The organism is Emticicia oligotrophica DSM 17448 (assembly GCF_000263195.1).
In the GTDB taxonomy this organism is placed as follows: domain Bacteria; phylum Bacteroidota; class Bacteroidia; order Cytophagales; family Spirosomataceae; genus Emticicia; species Emticicia oligotrophica.
Genome location: NC_018748.1, coordinates 4422600 through 4441315 on the forward strand (window position 1 = coordinate 4422600; position 18716 = coordinate 4441315).

11 protein-coding genes are annotated in these 18716 nt (G+C 34.7%); 9 read left to right on the plus strand and 2 right to left on the minus strand.

The window, feature by feature from the left end; translation table 11 throughout:
* Window positions 1-22 precede the first annotated feature (22 nt).
* Entirely contained in the window at window positions 23-3262 is a 3240-nt protein-coding gene (locus tag EMTOL_RS18375; protein WP_015030827.1) for a VPS10 domain-containing protein, read from the plus strand.
* Window positions 3263-3293: 31 nt separating this feature from the next.
* Here EMTOL_RS18375 and EMTOL_RS18380 read toward each other — a convergent pair whose 3' ends face one another.
* On the minus strand, window positions 3294-4802 hold the full coding sequence (locus tag EMTOL_RS18380) for a 3-coathanger stack domain-containing protein (protein ID WP_015030828.1): 1509 nt from the start codon (window positions 4800-4802) through the stop codon (window positions 3294-3296).
* 235 nt (window positions 4803-5037) lie between these two features.
* Here EMTOL_RS18380 and EMTOL_RS18385 point away from each other — a divergent pair, with 235 nt between their 5' ends.
* The 7 genes from EMTOL_RS18385 (at window position 5038) to infC (ending at window position 13645) form a co-directional block, all read left to right on the plus strand.
* Window positions 5038-5448, plus strand: coding sequence for an EVE domain-containing protein (locus EMTOL_RS18385; protein ID WP_015030829.1), 411 nt, complete (start codon window positions 5038-5040; stop codon window positions 5446-5448).
* Window positions 5438-7039 carry a hypothetical protein gene (locus tag EMTOL_RS18390; RefSeq protein ID WP_041693660.1) on the plus strand — a complete coding sequence of 534 codons (1602 nt, stop codon included), beginning with the start codon at window positions 5438-5440 and terminating at the stop codon, window positions 7037-7039. The genes EMTOL_RS18385 and EMTOL_RS18390 overlap by 11 nt, the downstream gene beginning before the upstream one ends.
* Window positions 7040-7120: 81 nt before the next feature.
* Window positions 7121-8680, plus strand: a complete 1560-nt coding sequence (locus EMTOL_RS18395; protein ID WP_015030831.1) for a hypothetical protein — start codon at window positions 7121-7123, stop codon at window positions 8678-8680.
* A gap of 24 nt (window positions 8681-8704) precedes the next feature.
* Window positions 8705-9616: an RsmD family RNA methyltransferase gene (locus tag EMTOL_RS18400; protein WP_015030832.1), complete on the plus strand. Its 912-nt coding sequence runs from the start codon at window positions 8705-8707 to the stop codon at window positions 9614-9616.
* A gap of 156 nt (window positions 9617-9772) precedes the next feature.
* Window positions 9773-11002, plus strand: coding sequence for a tetratricopeptide repeat protein (locus EMTOL_RS18405; protein ID WP_015030833.1), 1230 nt, complete (start codon window positions 9773-9775; stop codon window positions 11000-11002).
* Between the two features lie 46 nt (window positions 11003-11048).
* A complete protein-coding gene (gene thrS / locus EMTOL_RS18410) occupies window positions 11049-12992 on the plus strand; it encodes a threonine--tRNA ligase (protein WP_015030834.1) in 1944 nt (647 codons plus the stop codon).
* A gap of 95 nt (window positions 12993-13087) precedes the next feature.
* A complete protein-coding gene (gene infC / locus EMTOL_RS18415) occupies window positions 13088-13645 on the plus strand; it encodes a translation initiation factor IF-3 (RefSeq protein ID WP_015030835.1) in 558 nt (185 codons plus the stop codon).
* A gap of 116 nt (window positions 13646-13761) precedes the next feature.
* On the opposite strand, the gene EMTOL_RS18420 is transcribed toward infC, so the two are convergent.
* A complete protein-coding gene (locus EMTOL_RS18420) occupies window positions 13762-16230 on the minus strand; it encodes a PIG-L family deacetylase (protein WP_015030836.1) in 2469 nt (822 codons plus the stop codon).
* 281 nt (window positions 16231-16511) lie between these two features.
* On the opposite strand from EMTOL_RS18420, the gene EMTOL_RS18425 reads away from it, so the two are divergent.
* On the plus strand, window positions 16512-18701 hold the full coding sequence (locus EMTOL_RS18425) for a sodium-translocating pyrophosphatase (protein ID WP_015030837.1): 2190 nt from the start codon (window positions 16512-16514) through the stop codon (window positions 18699-18701).
* Window positions 18702-18716 lie beyond the last annotated feature (15 nt).

Below are 18716 nucleotides of genomic sequence, written 5' to 3' on the forward strand. Positions count from 1 at the left end.
AACCTAAACTATTATCAAAAACATGAATAAACATTTATTTTTATTCTTAAGTATCTGCTTTTCTATAACGAGTTTTGCTCAAAAAAAGAAAACTAATACGGTACTTACTACTGCTCAAACCTCCACTTCACAATCAACTAATTTTGATAAAAAACTAATTAGTGGATTAAATTGGAGAAATATTGGTCCGTTTAGAGCGGGACGTTCATTGGCGGTAGCCGGACACCCTGATCATCCACTAACGTACTACTTTGGTGCAGTTGGGGGAGGTGTTTGGAAAACAACGGATGGTGGAGCCAATTGGGGACATATTGGCGATAGTACTTTTAAATCAAGTTCAGTTGGTGCAATTGCTGTAGCTCCTTCAGACCCCAATGTAATTTATGTAGGAATGGGAGAAGCTGATATGAGAAGTAACATCAGTTATGGAGATGGAGTTTATAAATCTACCGATGCTGGAAAAACTTGGAAACATGTTGGTTTGCCTAAAGCTGATGCCATTGCTACGATTGAGGTTCACCCAAAAGACCATAATCTTGTTTACGTGGCTTCAGTAGGAAACCCTTTTGCACCAAATAAGGAAAGAGGTGTTTTTAGAAGTAAAGATGGTGGAAAAACTTGGGACCATATCCTAGCAAAAAATGATAGTACCGGTGCATATCACGTAAGAATTGACCCTAATAACCCAAGAATTCTCTACGCTACTATGTGGCAAGCTTATAGAAATGGCTACAGCATGAGTAGTGGTGGTAAAGGAAGTGGTCTTTACAAATCTTTTGATGGTGGTGATACATGGGTTTGTTTAAATGAAAAACCTGGAATGCCGAAAGGTTTACTCGGTAAAATTGGTATAACTGTTTCTCCTGCAAATTCGAATCGACTTTATGCGATGATTGAAAATGCAAAAGGTGGTCTATATACTTCATTTGATGGCGGTGAACACTGGACATTGGTTAATGATAACAAAAACCTTTGGCAACGCCCTTGGTATTACATGAATTTATCGGCAGACCCACAAGATGAAAATTCTTTGATTATTTTGAATGTTGATTCGTTTAAATCTAATGATGGTGGAAAAACCATTAGAAGATTAAATGTTCATCACGGAGATACTCACGATGTTTGGATTAACCCTAAAAATTCTTCGAATTTCATTATTGGCGATGATGGAGGTGCTGAAGTAACCTATAATGATGGGTATACTTTTTCAGATATTGATATTCCTACGGCACAGTTTTATCATGTTCACTTAGATAATGATTTTCCGTATAATGTTTATGGTTCTCAGCAAGATAATTCAACGGTTAGAATTGCAAGTAGAACTGATGGAAATTCGATTGGCATTCGTGACTGGTACCCTGTTGCTGGTGGTGAATCTGGTTATATTGCAATTGACCCTAAAAACTCGAAAATTACTTACGGTGGCTCTTATGATGGCTTTATGACCAAGCAAAATGCAGAAAATAACCAAGAACAAAATATCATGGTTTACCCAGAAAATAATATGGGTCATACTTCTGCAGAGAAAAAGTATCGTTTTCAATGGACTTACCCAATTATTTTCTCGCCTCATGATGATACTCGTCTGTATGCTACTTCACAGTATGTTCATGTAACACATGATGGTGGACATTCTTGGGAAATTATTAGTCCAGATTTAACAAGAAACGACCCTAAAACTACTGGTGCAACCGGTGGCCCAATTACGTTAGACCAAACTGGTGCAGAAATTTATGCAACAATTTTTGCATTGGCTGAGTCAAGCATTGAAAGAGGCAATATTTGGGCTGGTTCTGATGATGGATATATTCATGTAACTCGTGACAATGGGAAAAATTGGTCAAATATTACAATTCCTGCTTCACAATTAGGTGATTTTGCTTTAATTTCTACTATCCATACTTCAGATTTTGCTAAAGGAAAAGCTTATGTTGCTGCTACTCGCTACATGTTTGGTGATAGAAAACCGTACTTATTTAAAACAAATGATTATGGTAAAACTTGGACAAGCATCGTAAATGGAATTCCTGCTGATGAATATACACGTGTCTTACGTGAAGACCCAAATAAAGAGGGACTTCTATATGCTGGTACTGAAAGAGCAATTTATGTTTCTTTTGATGATGGTGCATCATGGAGCCCAATTTCAAATAATATTCCTGTAACTTCAATTCGTGATATTCAAGTTCATAAACGTGAGAAGGACTTAGTAGTTGCCACTCATGGTCGTTCGTTTTGGATTTTAGATGATGTAACGCCACTTCACGAAATTAAAGACAATGCCGTAGCGGATATGCATTTATTTAAACCAAGACATTCATATAGAATGCAAGGCGGCGATGGTGGTGGAAGAAGGGGAGCACCAAAAGATGAGGGTCAGAATGCACCAAATGGCGTGATAGTTAACTATTATTTTAAATCTACGCCAAACGATGAAGTTAAATTACAGTTCCTTACTATGTCGAATGATACAATTGCCACATACTCAAGTAAGAAAGATGTAAAAGGAGAAGATGTAAAGATTTCTAAAGATTTTTATGAAGATTCTGAGCAGAAAAGACCTGGAATTTTAACTACTGATGCGGGTCTAAATAGATTTGTTTGGAATATGCGTTATCCAGATGCTACTGAAATCCAAGGTGAACGCTCGCCAATGTGGGCAGGTGGATTGACAGGACCGAAAGTAGTTCCGGGAAATTATAAGGTTAGATTAATCGTTGGTAAAAATACTATTAAAGAGGAAATTGCTGAAATCAAAAAGGACCCAAGAAACCCTACTACTGATGCGGAATTGAAAGAACAATTTGATTTGTTGATGAGAATTCATAAGAAATTAGATGAAAATCATAAGGCAATCAATCAAATGCGTGAAATTAAGAAGGCAGTTTCTGAGTACATGAAGAGTGTTAAAGACTCGGCTTTAATTAGTAAATTCCAAAAACTAACAAAGCCAATGCTTAAAAACTTGGAAGAATTAGAGCAGTCTTTGGTACAGAATAAGGCAAGAGCAGTGCAAGACTTACTAGCTTATCCGATTAGATTAAATGATAAGATTGCGGGTGTAGCGAGTGTTGTTTCTAGTTCAGACTCAAAACCAACCAAAGGTTCTTATGAAGTTCTTGATGAATTGAGTAAAAAAATGGAAAAAACTACCGATAAATTGAAAAAGGTTATTGATGAAGATGTACCTGCATTCAATAAAATGGTACTCGAAAATCAGATTCCAGCAATTAATGTTGGTAAGAAGAAAGAAATAAACTAGTAAAAAAAGCCCCCAATTTTGGGGGCTTTTTTTATTGACAACCTTCAATTTTTGCTTCAAAAATGGCTCCATTATTAATTGTAAAACCATTTTGAAGTATGATTGATTTGCCAGCCGAGTAAACAACTTTAGAATCTTGATTTTGAATTTTGTTTGTTCCCGCAATCGTATCCTTACATGAAAATACCTTTTCTCCGTTTAGAAAATCTATATTTATACTCAAATTTTTGACACAATCATTGTTTGAGAGTTTTACAAGCCAAACATCATCATCTCCATAATGTACAGGCACATCGCCCGAAAAATCAAGGGGGAAGGTATTTCCTACGAATACAAAATCGTTTTCATAATTCATTACCATATCATTTGGTTCATCATGACCATTGCTTCCAAATTTCTTTTGCCATACAATTTCTCCATTTTCAGGATTCAATTTAATGACCCAAATATCGGCAGTGCCAATGTTATTGGGAGCTTCTCCATCATTTGAATAGGATTCGCCAATTATTAAGTATTCGTTGGCCATACTTTCTAATATTTCTCTAGCGTATTCATTGTTACTACCACCGTGGCATTTTGTCCAAATTTTCTGACCATCCGCTGAAACTTTGATAGTAAAATAATCTCTCATTCCATCTAAACTATGGTTATCTGCCGCATCGAAATCTTTTGAATAGGTTTCTCCAGTTGCCAAAATATTCCCTTCATGGTCTTCAATTAGTGCATTAACAAAGTCATCATCTAACCCACCAAAGGTTTGTTGCCAAATGATATTGAAATCTTCATCTACTTTAAGTAACCATATATCTTGTTCTCCTAAATGATTACTTATATCACCATTTGAAGAGGTTGTATTTCCGGCCAAAATGTAGCCACCTGATTTGGATTTTTTGATTTTTTTGCAGGTTTCATTGGCAGTTCCACCAAATGTTTTATTCCAAATTATTTCTCCGCTCTGATTAATTTTTATTACCAAGAAATCAACATAGCCATGATTATTTTCTATAAACGGTAAATTTGATTCGGTTGAGCCAGCCAAGACAATCGCCCCATCAGGGGTATTTTCAGCAGTAAAACCTTCGTCAATTCCTTCCCCACCAAAACATTTTTTCCAGATTACATTGCCTTCGGGTGAAATTTTAATAACCCAAAAATCCATTTGCCCAATAAATCCTTCAACATCATAGTCATTGGATTGCGTTTCACCAATACATAAATAGTTTCCATCGCTTGTTTTAATAATCTGCCTTAAATTTTCATTATTGCTACCACCTAAGTTTTTATTCCATTCAATATTGCCATTTTTATCTACCTTTATTACAAATATGTCATATTGGCCTTTGTGCGAAACGAAATCAAAATTACTCGATTGAGATTGTCCACCTAGTAAATATCCACCATCCTCGAGTGCTATGATGGAATTACACTTATCATAGAAACTTCCACCGATTACTTTTTGCCATGAAATGTTTGGAGGCTGACTGATTAATTGATGAGAAATTAAGAAAAAACAGAAGGAAAGCTTAGTTATAAAATTCATATTTATAGTGGTTGTAATGTTGTAAACTTAATAATGAAGAAGTCATAGAATGAATCATTTCATTATAATTCGGTAAAAAAAAAGCATAAAATTTATTAATTCAATATTTGTTTCAAACAAAAATGTAATTTTTGATATTTGAGATTAATAAAGGTTTAATTCATTCAATTTTACTTTATTTTTGTGAGTTAAGAACTCGAATTGTTAATACTTAATCAAATTTTAATTAATCAAAATGAATTATTGGCTTGTAAAATCTGAACCTTTCAAATATTCTTGGGATGATTTCGTTAAACAAGGCGTAGGAACTTGGGATGGCGTTAGAAACTACCAAGCAAGAAATAACCTTGCATCAATGAAACTAGATGATTTGGTTCTTTTCTACCATTCAAATGAAGGTCTTGAAGTTGTAGGCATCGCAAAAATCGTTAAGGAGGCATACCCGGACCCAACTACCGATGATAATAGATGGGTTGTTGTTGATTTAGTGCCCGTTGAAAAACTACCTAATCCAGTTACTTTGAAGGCAATAAAAGCCGATGAGCGACTAAAAGACATTGCTCTCATCAGATTATCAAGACTTTCTGTCCAGCAATTAAAAAAAGATGAGTTTGACATTATTCTTTCAAAAGCTTATGGAAATTAAACAAGTTATAAAAAGTGTATCTTTACTTGGTGTATTGATTTTATTTTGCTTCAACACATTTGCTCAAAGTGTAAATAGGATTGAAATTCCGACAAGAGGAGATGACCAATCTTTTCAAGTAATATCGTTGGGTGAGGAAGGGATTTTATTATTAACCAAAACGGGTAAATTAACATTCAACGTAACAAAATTAGATGCTAATTTTCAGCAGGCGTGGTCTGCAAACGGAGAATTAGAAGAGAATCAATCTATTGTTGATTTTTACAAAGATGGTCGCGATGTTTACTTCCTTTTCAGTAAATACAATTCAGACCTTTACCAAATATTTAAGATTTCAACCGGAATCGGTATTATTCAAAAGTTCTTCTTTGAAAATATTCGTCGCTTTGAAATATCAGAATTTAAAGTTCACAATGATGTTGCCTACATGGCTGGTTTGGTAAAAGAAGAACCAGTGCTTCTAAGTATAAACTTTAATAGAATGCAACCAAGAATCCTAGCTGGAGGAATCAAGGGCACAGCAAATATTTCTTCCATTGATTTTGACGTAGAAAATGATTTACTGATTGTTTCTTATTCAGTAAAAAAAGGGCGTTCAAGTTATATGGCGGTGAAAAGAATCAATCCCAATGGAAAAATTGTTGAGCAACTTACAGTAGAACCCGAAGAAGATTATGGTTTATTGACAGGAAAACTATTTTCATTGGAAGATGGCACCCAATTAATGATTGGAAACTACGGTTACAAAGGTTATCAATCAAACGGAGGGCCGATGTCACAAGGACTATATATTAGCAAGGTTGATGGAGAAACCCCTGAGTATTTAAAACTTCACAGTTTCACTGATTTTAAAAATTTCTTCAATTTCTTACCGCAGAAACAGCAAGAAAAAATCGAAAGAAAGATTAAAAAGAAAAAGGATAGAGGAGATGAATTAAAGCTGAATTACAGAGTATTAGTACATGACATTATCAAGAAAGATAACCAGTATATTTTGGTAGCTGAAGTATTTTACCCTGAATTCAGAAATAATAATGTTTACGGTACTCCATATTATGGGAATATGTGGGGAAATCCATTTGGATATGGTTACGGAGGCTATAATTCCCTTTACATGATGCGTTATTCTCGCTATTTAGGCTTGAACTCTTGGGCATGGAATCCTTGGATGTACTCAAATTATGGAAATAATAGTCAGCAGTTTGATGGTTTTAGATACACACACGCCATTGTGGCGGGGTTTGATTTGAATGGTAAATTAATGTGGGATAACAGCTTTAGTTTTGATAATGTGAAAACCATGGAATTGAAAGAAAAAGTGAAAATCAAGACTGAAGGAGATGAAATTACATTAGTTTATAGCAATAAGGGCAAACTTATAAGCAAAATAGTTAAAGGAAACGATGTTGTGGAAGGAGTAAAGTCGATAGATATTTCTTCTCAAAAAGAGGGAGATAAAATTCGTGATACCGCAACAGATGATATTGAATATTGGTATAAAGATTATTATTTAGCTTGGGGTTATCAGCGAATTGCTAATAAAACAGAAGGGACTAGGCGAGTATTTTATCTCAACAAAATCTCCTTCTAAAAAAGCAAATTTGATATGCCATATCTACGTTATACTAGATATGGCATATTTTTGTGTTAGCCAATCCAAAATATACTTTTGATGAAAAAACATACTTTTATTATATTCTTTTTTTACTCGTTATACTGCTCAATTTCAAATGCACAAATTAAAGAAGCTGTTTTTGCTGGTACTGGAATAGTTAAAACAATAGAAATTGAAGTAAGCGGTAGTCCAAGCTGGCAAAAAATAATACCTTTGAAAAAAGATGGTTTATTGTTTTTTGTTAAAAAAGATGTTACAAAAGCTATCATTGCAAAGTTTGATATTGATTTGAACAAAATTTGGGAAAAAGAAATTTTATTGGATGTTGAAGATAAACCTACCTCATATTTTTTAGATAATGAAAAGATTTCATTTTTGTTTAGGGAAAGTAGAGGAATGTATTATCAATTATACACCTTTAGTTTAAACGATGGCACTTTTGAAAATAAAGGGTTTGAACTTCGGGAGTTTTTTCAAGACCAAGGTTTTGTAGATTATAAAGACCAAATTTTATTAGCAGGAAATAACCAAACAGGGGGAAGCTTTTTTAATTATTCATTCAATAATGATGAAGGAACGCTTATTTCTGCCGACCAAAATGGAAGAGTACAATTACAAGAGATAAATTTGAATAAGCACAAACAGATTGTTTCACTATGGTCGGTTAAGGAATTAGGTTATTCAAACGAAAAGAAAAAAAAGGGCGAGTTTATTAAAAATGCCTACGTAGTTTATGCAACCTATGATTTGAGTGGTAAATTGATTCATAAATCTCCTATACAATCGAATGCTGGAAATTTTCCGTTGACAGCTAAAATGATAGAAATAGATTCAGTAACAAAAATTGTCTCAGGAGTTTATCAATCAAACAAAGGCTTAAAAGGAATTTATGTATCGAAACTTGAACACGAAAAAACAATTTTGACAAAATTTTATGATTACAAGAAAATTATCGGACCTACGGGTTTTCCAGATGAACAAAAATTAAGCAAGTCTGCCGCTTATAATTTTTTAGCAGCACAAATGATTACATCCAAAAAACAAATCCAAATTGGTGGTTGCTTTTATCAATCATCACTGAAGTTGACAGCCAACAATTCGCCTGATTTTGTTGGATTTGATATTTATGGAAGTAATAATTTTTCAAAAAAACCTTCTAAACAGTTAAATCTCGCCTATAATTTTCAAAATGGCTTTTTTGCAACATTTGATTTGGACGGGAATTTGTTAAAAAATCATAATGTAGAATTAAAACAAATTTCTTCTAGCCTCGATGAGCCTTTGGCAACTAACCAGGCTAATTCTATTGCAATTTGTGAAAAAGGAAAACTCTCAATTTATAAACCTCTTCAATTTACAGACCCTCTCATTTTTAGTCTTTCCAAAGAAAATGGCGATTTGAACACAACGCAATACATTGCGAAGTATCGTAACGTAAGAAACTGGTACGATAACTTTTTTATTGCCGATGGTAGCCGTATTAAGTTTGAAGTGGCTAAAGAACTAAGCGTTTCTAAAGAAAAACCTTCGCGTAAAAAGAAAGGTCAATCACAGCAAATAGCAACAAACGTTAAAAAGATTATTTATTTATCGAAAGTTTTGAGTGCTGGTTATTAATTTTGCTGACTAAACATTAATATTTTGTATAAATTACTTACTCCTCATATTAATTCATACGAATTACTCGATTCGGGTAATTTTGAGAAACTCGAACGCTTCGGTGATTTTATTCTTGCAAGACCAGAGCCACAAGCCGTTTGGGATAAATCATTGTCGGAAGATATTTGGCAGAAAAAAGCCTCGGCAATTTTTAGAAAAACAAAAGGTCGTGACCAGTTAAGTCCAGAAGAGCGTGGTGAATGGCACAATCTTAAAAAGATGCCAGAGAAATGGTTTATGAATTATATTCAAAATGATATCAATCTGAAATTTAAACTTTCGTTGTCATCATTTAAGCACGTTGGGATTTTTCCAGAGCAAGCAGCTAATTGGCAGTTTATTGAAGAAAAACTTTCAATGATGAATGCTTCTGGAAATTTACAAGAAAAACCCAAAGTATTAAACCTTTTTGCTTATACTGGTGGAGCTTCTCTGATTTCTAAGGCTTGTGGAGCAGATGTTACTCATGTTGATGCGGTGAAACAAGTAATTTCATGGTCGAGGGAAAATATGGAAGCAAGTAATTTAACTGATATCCGATGGGTAGTTGAAGATGCTCTTAAGTTTGTTAAAAGAGAAGTTAAAAGGGGGAAAAAATACAACGGAATTATTCTTGACCCCCCAGCTTATGGCAGAGGCCCAGACGGTGAAAAATGGGTTTTAGAAGAGGGGATAAATGAATTACTAAAGAATTGTTTAGCATTACTTGATGAACAAAATCATTTCTTTATTTTAAATCTTTATTCTATGGGTTTTTCGGCAATAATTGCTGAAACTATCATTAATCAAAACTTTCAAGAAGTAAAAAAATCTGAAATGGGAGAACTTGTACTTCAAGACTCATTCAATAAGAAGCTTCCTTTAGGGGTGTTTTATAGATTCAGTTCTCACTGAAATAAATATTTTTTCTGATTTATGGTCTAAGTATTGTCAAATATCCTCTGAAAAGAAAGTTATTCATTTTTATTGTGAGAAAAAATTTAGATTTTTGCAAAAAAAACGCACGATTAACTCAGCACTAGATGCTTTTATTAATTGTGGATGATTCGAATGTTAAATTATATAAGAAAATACCTTTTTTTACTCGTTTCAGTGCTCTTGTATGCGTGCGGGCAGGATAGTCGTGACCGTTCAAAAATTCCTCCAACTCCTTTTCAAACAGAGAGCATTCAAAATATTGCATCTTTAGAAGCCTTGACTGACGCAATTAGAAGTAACCCGAGTTTGGCCGAAAATTATTACAAGAGAGCAATTATTCTTCATAAAATGGGGGATAACCAAAAAGCACTTGAAGATATCAATCGAGCTGACAGATTAAAGCAAAATACAGGAAAGTATCTTTATATTAAAGCCTTGATTCTTCGAGATATGAAACAATATCGAGAAGCTTATGCCTTTGCACAAAGTGCTGAAATATTAAATGTTGACACTCCAGAACTCTATACATTATTAGGTCATTTATCACAACAACGAAATGACCTAAAAAATGCCGAACAGTATTTGGCAAAATCATTGCAAATTGCTCCATTTGATGGTGAAACTTATTTTTATCAAGGAACTTTAGCCGCACGTAAGGGAGATACTGTTACTGCTATTCTAAAAATGACTAGAGCTCTTGATATGAAACCAACTTTTAAAGTCGGTTATTCAACTTTAACAGATGTTTTAAAAAATAGAAGGTTGTACGATTCTGCTTTAGCTGTTAATAAAAGTGCCTTGGCTCAATTTCCGAAAGATGCAGATTTTTATGTTGATAGAGGTTTAGTTTTTTACAAATTTGGAAGATTAGACTCTTCACTTGTTTATTATGACAAAGCCTTTGCTATTGATAGTAAAAGATTTGATGCATTGTTATATTCTGCAACCATATATTTTAAATGGAAAAATTATACTAAAGCTTTAGAGTATTATGAAAAAGTTTTAGAAGCAAATCCTAATACACCAAATATAAATTACTCAATTGCATTGACCTACGAGCAGTTAGGTTCATTGAATAAGGCAGAAGAATATTTAAAAACAGCCGTTGAAAAAGACCCTAACAATATTCCAGCAATTATTGCTTTAAATAGAGTATCAGGAAGAATCAACTCTGATTTAGGTGTTTATGAAGCTCCTATTCCTTTACCAACCAAAAGAGCTCAAGGAACTAACGTTGCTAGTAAACCAGTTATAGAAGAACCTAAAAAGCTTTTAGATACTTCCAGAATTAGGGTTAATATTATTGCTCCTAAGAAAAAGATAACCATTAAGACAGATACTTCACGTAAATTGAAGTTGTAATAAAAATTTAGAATTATTTATTAGGTAATAGTTGACAGATTATTTTATGATAAAAATTACATTACCGGACGGAAGCGTAAGAGAATATCCAAAAGGTACATCGAGTTATGATGTTGCCCTCTCAATTAGTGAGGGTTTAGCAAGAAATGTATTGGCTGCCAAAGTAAATGGCACGGTTCAAGATGCCAATTTGCCAATCGAAACAGATTCAACCTTGCAACTTTTGACGTGGAATGATACGGACGGAAAATCAACATTTTGGCATTCGTCAGCTCACCTAATGGCCGAGGCCCTAGAAACTTTATATCCTAAAGTTAAATTCTGGGTTGGACCACCACTTGAGAATGGTTTTTATTATGACGTTGATACAAATGGCGAGGCAATCTCTAATGATGATTTCAAGAAAATCGAAGATAAAATGCTTGAATTAGCTCGTCAGAAGAATGATTATATCAGAATTCCGATGGCAAAAGCAGAAGCCATTAAATACTTCGAAGAGAAAGGCGATGAATATAAACTTGATTTACTTTCAGGTTTAGAAGATGGTTCGATTACTTTCTACAAACAAGGAAATTTCACTGACCTTTGTCGTGGCCCACACATTCCAAATACAGGCTTTATCAAAGCTGCTAAAATTATGAATGTGGCAGGTGCTTATTTCAAAGGCGACCAAAATAATAAAATGCTCACGCGTATTTATGGAGTCACATTTCCTAAACAAAAAGAGCTAGATGATTATTTACAAATGTTGGAAGAGGCTAAGCGTCGTGACCACCGTCGTTTAGGTCAAGAATTAGAATTGTTTACTTTCTCTGAAAAAGTAGGTAAGGGTTTACCATTGTGGTTGCCTAAAGGTGCCATGCTTCGTGAACGTTTAGAGAATTTTCTCAGAAAAGCACAAGTGAAAGCAGGGTATCAGCAAGTAGTAACTCCACATATTGGTAGTAAACAACTTTATCAAACTTCAGGACACTGGGAGAAATATGGTAAAGATTCTTTCCAACCGATTAATACGCCAGAAGAAGGAGAGGAGTTTTTATTGAAACCAATGAATTGCCCCCACCACTGTGAAATTTTCCGCTCACGCCCAAGAAGTTACCGTGAATTACCATTACGTTTAGCTGAATTCGGTACTGTTTATCGTTACGAACAAAGTGGTGAATTACATGGTTTAACACGTGTAAGAGGCTTTACTCAAGATGATGCTCACATTTTCTGTACGGATGACCAAGTAGAAAATGAATTCAAGAAAGTTATTGATTTGGTACTTTATGTATTTAAATCTTTAGGTTTTGAAGATTTCTCTGCTCAAGTTTCCTTGCGTGACCCTGAAAATAAAACTAAATATTTTGGTTCAGATGAAGCATGGGATAAAGCTGAAAATGCCATTCGTAGAGCAGCCGCAGAAAAAGGCTTGAAAACAGTTGAAGAATTAGGAGAAGCTGCTTTTTATGGCCCTAAACTTGACTTTATGGTGAAAGATGCCTTGGGTCGTAAGTGGCAATTAGGTACTATTCAAGTAGATTATCAATTACCACAACGTTTTGAATTAGAATACGTAGGTGCCGATAATCAAAAGCATCGCCCAGTAATGATTCACCGTGCACCATTTGGTTCTATGGAGCGTTTCATTGCTATTTTGATTGAAAATACAGCAGGTAATTTCCCGCTTTGGCTTTCACCTGACCAAATTGCAATTCTTCCAATTTCAGAAAAATACGAAGATTATGCCAATGAGGTTTTCTTGACTTTACAAGAACAAGACATCAGAGGTTATGTTGACCATCGTGATGAAAAAATTGGTAGAAAGATTCGTGATGCTGAGGTAAATAAATTGCCTTTGATGCTTATTGTTGGTGAAAAAGAGGCTGAAGAGGGTAAAGTTTCGGTTAGAAGAAAAGGAGAGGGTGATTTAGGAGCGATGACAGTTGAAGAATTTATCAACTACGCCAAGACTGAAATTTATAAAAACATACCTCAGTTTAAATAACTATTAATTGTCATATTCAAATTATTATTTGTTTTGTACGAAAAAATTATTACTTTCGTACAATTCAAAATTTTTAGCAACCATAAAATCGTTAAATGGCACAACAACCATTCAATCGTAATTTCAAAAAACCAGTACAGAAGGAAGACGAGCACCGAATTAATCAACGAATCCGTGTACCTCAAGTTCGTTTAGTAGGTGATAACGTCGAGCAGGGCATTTTCGAAACTGCACAAGCCCTCGCAATGGCTCAAGAGCAGGGCTTAGATTTAGTAGAAATCGTACCAACTGCAAATCCTCCAGTTTGTAGAGTGATTGATTACTCTAAGTTTAAGTATGACCAGAAGAAGAAACAAAAGGAAATCAAAGCAAAAGCTGCCAAAACAGTAATTAAGGAAATTCGCTTTGGTCCACAAACAGATGACCATGACTTTGCCTTTAAGCTTAAACATGCTGTTGAATTTTTGAAGGAAGGTGCTAAAGTAAAGGCTTATGTGCATTTTGTTGGAAGACAAATTGTATTTAAAGACCAAGGTGCTGAACTATTAAAACGTTTTATTGCAGGTTTAGAAGAATACGGTAAGCCAGAGGGCGAACTCAAATTAGAAGGAAAAAGAATGATTGTCTTTCTTGCTCCAAAACCTAAGAAATAATTCCTAATGGACATAAATAAAAAGGCTAAACTTAAGTGTTTAGCCTTTTTATTTTCTCGAAAAACAACAAAAAAAGCCGAGTATTAACTCGGCTTAAAAATAATATTAATTGATAATTATTTTCCAACAGAAATCATATTCGCAAATAATCTATAGGCTCCAGGGACACCAGCAGGTAATTCTCTGAAAAATGCTAATGCTGTAAATACAAAATTACCCTTGCCATATTTCGCATAAAGTACACTTCCTTCTTGTTCTGTTTCGTTGGCGTCTTTGATAGAAAAGATTGTTTCGTATTGGTCGCTCCATTTATCTGAAAAATATAAACCACGTTCTTGAATCCATCCATCAAAATCTTTTTCAGTGATTTTATTTGGCGTATTTAATAATGGATGAGTTGGCTTCAATACTTTCATTTCGGCTTTTTCATCAGTTACGCGTCCACGGCCAATAGCAAATGGATATGGACCAATTTCTTTTACTTTTGAAACTCCATAAAAAGCATTTGTTTGATATTGAGTTACCACATTGCCCCCATTCTTTACATAATCCATTAATTTATCTTGGAAAAACTTCAAATGTTCTTCAGTATTATAGGCTCTAACACCAACAATAATTGCATCAAATTGACTTAAATCTTTGGCAAGTTCGGTAGGCGTGAGCATAGTAACTTGATAGCCAATTTGTTGAAGAGCTGCCGGAACTTCATCACCTGCACCAGCAATATATCCTATTTGGTTTCCTCTTTTTTGTAAATCAATTCGAAGTGCTTTGGCTTCTGCAAATGGGAATAAGGTAAGCGTTGGAATGTGTTTGTACTCAACAGTAGCAATTCCTCGGTCATATACGCCATTATTTGTTTTGGCAATTGCTTTTAAGGTAATTTCAGAAGCAGTATTTGATGGATATACTTTAAATGAAACTTTTTTCTCTTCATATTTATCTTTTAAATCAAAATTGATTGAAGCTGGCTCGATTCTCCAATCTTTAGGTACTTCTAAAGTCAAACTGCCGCTAACTCCTTTTTTTCCAGCTTTTAAGGTAACTACAACGTCTTTAGGGCTATTATCACCAAATGCATAGACTTTTTCTGCAATTGTGGCTGTAACTTCTGGTCTGACTTCGAAATAGCGATAAATTTCTCCATCAGAAGGCTCTACGTATTTATAGGATAGGGGTGTCGTAAAAGTAAATGCTTTACCTTCAATAGAGAATGTATATTCACAGGTCAAATCGGCTGGCTTCATTGGAAGACCTCGTAAAACTTGGTCTGTAACTTTATAAAAACCATTTTCTTTTCTTTCTACTAACCAGTAAGGTTGAGTTATTGGTGTATTTGCAGGAATTTTTAATTCATAAGCGATATTTAAAGCATCGTTATAAACTAATTTTTTATTAATTGTGGTGTCTTGATTTGTACCTTTAAATACAAGTTTTTCCAAAGTAATATTCGAATTACTTCTACTTACTACATTGACATTAACTTTAATTTTATCATTTGGAGAAACAGAATAATCAGTTGGATTGGCTTCAAACCAAAGTCCAGCACATGCAAGTATTAATTCTTGAACTTCTTTCTTTTTGTAATTTGTCCATACATTTTCTTCAAGTGCTGAAATAGCATTGAATACTTCAATTAATTTAGGAATTGAAGTAGATGGATTCTGTGGTTTGAAATTATTATAAACTTCATTGATAAGCTTTTCAACTTTTTCGCCTCCTTTCATACGTTTCCATGAGAGGTCAATTCCTTCGAATAAATCATTTTTTGCCTCTTCACCCGCTTTGTGCAGAGCATAATCTACACGTTGGTTTTTGGTTTTTGCCGAACCAAATCCTTGGCTTTTGTGCATACTACGAGCTTCAGCTGCAATTTCAGAATAAGATTTTCCAAGTAGAGGATTGTAATCTCCTAGCTGTATTTTCACAAAACTTCCTTCTGGCTGATTATTTTGAAAATTTGGCGAAAATGAATTCCAAACTAATCTTTTCGCTTGCCAAGTTTTAACATATTTCAATTGTTCAGGAAATTTTGTTGGGTCAGCAGCAGCTTTAAATGCTTCTTCAGAAAGAACTGCAGAAGCAGAATGGTGACCATGACCCGCACGTGAATCGGGTGGAAAACGATTAACAATTACATCCGGTTGGAAATTTCTAATTCTCCACACTAAGTCTGCCAAAACTTGCTCTTTTCCCCAAGTTGCTAAGGCTTCTTCGGTAGTTTTAGTAAAACCGAAATCATTGGCTCTTGTAAAATATTGTTCACCCCCATCAACACTTCTAGCACCCAATAGCTCATGAGTTCTTAAAAGTCCAACGTATTCACCTTGTTCAGAACCAATGAGATTTTGTCCACCATCACCTCGAGTCATAGCTATATATCCAGCACGGACCATTTTTTCTTTTGAAAGCCAAGTGATAAATAGTGTATTTTCATCATCTGGATGAGCTGCAACGTATAGAACGTTTCCTACTACATTTAGACGTTTAATAGCTTGAAGAATTTCACCAGTATTCATTTGCTTGGTTTGAGCAAATGTTGATAGCGTAATGAGTGTTAGAAGAATAGCTGTTATTTTTTTCATTGAAATTTTTTATAAAATTTGTATGCTTAAGGGTTGATTAATCTCATCCCGAAATTAGTAAAGATTCATTAAATCAGAAAAAATATTGTTGTTATAAGTTTAAGAATGTTCTTTTTTAATTTTCACTACCTATTTTAAACGATTTAAATGCAAGCAAAATGAAAAACTCCTGTTTTTTATCGAAAAAATACTAAAAATGCATTTTGTCTTTTTTTAACAAGTCAATTACCTTAAATTTGCGGTTATTAATACTACAGTAAAACTAAACTCAAATACAATTTATGGATTCAATGATTGTCTACCTTGTCCCTTTGATGGGTATTATTGGCTTACTTTACACAGCTTGGCGATTCAATTGGGTGTCGAACCAACCCGCTGGCGATGATAATATGAAAAAACTTTCAGGTTATATCGCTGATGGTGCCATTGCTTTCTTAAAAGCTGAGTGGAAAATTTTAGCATACTTTGCCATTCCTACTGCCGTTATTTTAGGCTATTTAGGTATGCAAACTGAAGCTAACGGAATGGAAATACATTCTTCTCCGCTCATTGCCGTTGCATTCTTGATTGGGGCTGTATTTTCAGCAACTGCAGGTTACATCGGAATGAAAATCGCTACCAAAGCCAATGTTCGTACTGCACAAGCAGCTCGTACCTCTCTTGCAAAAGCACTTGAAGTATCATTTACTGGTGGTTCTGTAATGGGAATGGGAGTTGCTGGCTTAGCAGTTTTGGGTCTTGGTGGATTATTCATCTTATTCTACAACTTATTTGCTAAAGGTCAAGGTTTAACATCTGTAGAAATGAAAAAAGCAATTGAAGTATTAGCTGGTTTTTCATTGGGTGCTGAATCAATTGCTTTATTTGCACGTGTAGGTGGTGGAATTTACACAAAAGCAGCTGACGTGGGTGCTGACTTAGTAGGAAAGGTTGAAGCGGGTATTCCTGAAGATGATGTTCGTAACCCAGCAACAATCGCTGATAACGTGGGTGATAACGTAGGTGACGTAGCAGGTATGGGAGCAGACTTATTTGGTTCTTATGTAGCAACAATTCTTGCAACGATGGTATTAGGGCAAGAAATTAGTGTAAGTGATAATTATGGTGGTTTTTCACCAGTATTATTACCAATGTTGATTGCAGGGGTTGGTTTGTTAGCTTCATTAGTATCAACTTTCTTCGTAAGAATTAGTCGTGAAGATGCCTCAGTACAAAATGCTCTAAACATTGGTAACTGGCTATCAATTGTTATCACTTTCGTTGCTTCTTATTTCTTAGTAAAGAATATTTTACCAGAAAATTTAAATTTACGTGGTTTTGAATTTACATCTACTGGTGTTTTCTTAGCTATTGTAGTAGGTTTGATTGTTGGTGCTTTAATGTCAATCATTACTGAGTACTATACAGCAATGGGCAAACGACCAGTTTTATCAATCGTTCAGAAATCAGGTACAGGTCATGCTACAAACATCATCGGTGGTTTAGCAGTAGGTATGGAATCTACTGTATTACCAATTATAGTATTAGCTGCAGGAATTATTTTATCATACAAATTTGCTGGTTTGTATGGTGTATCTATTGCTGCCGCTGGTATGATGGCAACAACTGCGATGCAATTAGCTATTGATGCATTCGGTCCAATTGCTGATAATGCAGGTGGTATTGCTGAAATGGCACAATTACCAAGTGAAGTGCGTGAGCGTACTGATAACTTAGATGCTGTAGGTAATACAACTGCTGCAACTGGAAAAGGCTTTGCTATTGCTTCTGCTGCCCTTACATCCTTGGCATTATTCGCTGCATTTGTTGGTATTGCAGGTATTTCAAAAATTGATATTTACAAAGCTGACGTCTTAGCGGGTCTATTTGTAGGTGGAATGATTCCATTCATTTTTAGTGCATTAGCAATTTCAGCGGTAGGTAAAGCTGCAATGGAAATGGTGAATGAAGTTCGTCGTCAGTTCCGTGAAATTCCAGGAATTATGGAATATAAAACTGAACCTGAATACGAAAAGTGTGTAGCTATCTCGACAGAAGCTTCCATCAAGCAAATGATTGCTCCGGGTGCAATTGCTATTATTTCACCAGTCTTAGTAGGATTTTTCTTTGGTCCAGAAGTATTAGGTGGTATGTTAGCAGGTGTAACGGTATCAGGGGTATTGATGGGCATGTTCCAATCAAATGCAGGTGGTGCATGGGATAATGCTAAAAAATCATTCGAAAAAGGAGTGGTTATTGATGGTGAAACTTATTACAAAAAATCAGAACCACATAAAGCATCGGTTACAGGTGATACAGTAGGTGACCCATTCAAAGATACTTCAGGCCCGTCAATGAACATTTTGATTAAGTTGATGTCAATTGTTTCTTTGGTTATTGCTCCTTACATTGCAGTGAAACCAGAAACAACAGCGTTGAAATCTACAAAAGAAGTTGTAAAATCATCGATTACAGTTACAGTAAATAAGTAATTGATTTGAAAGATT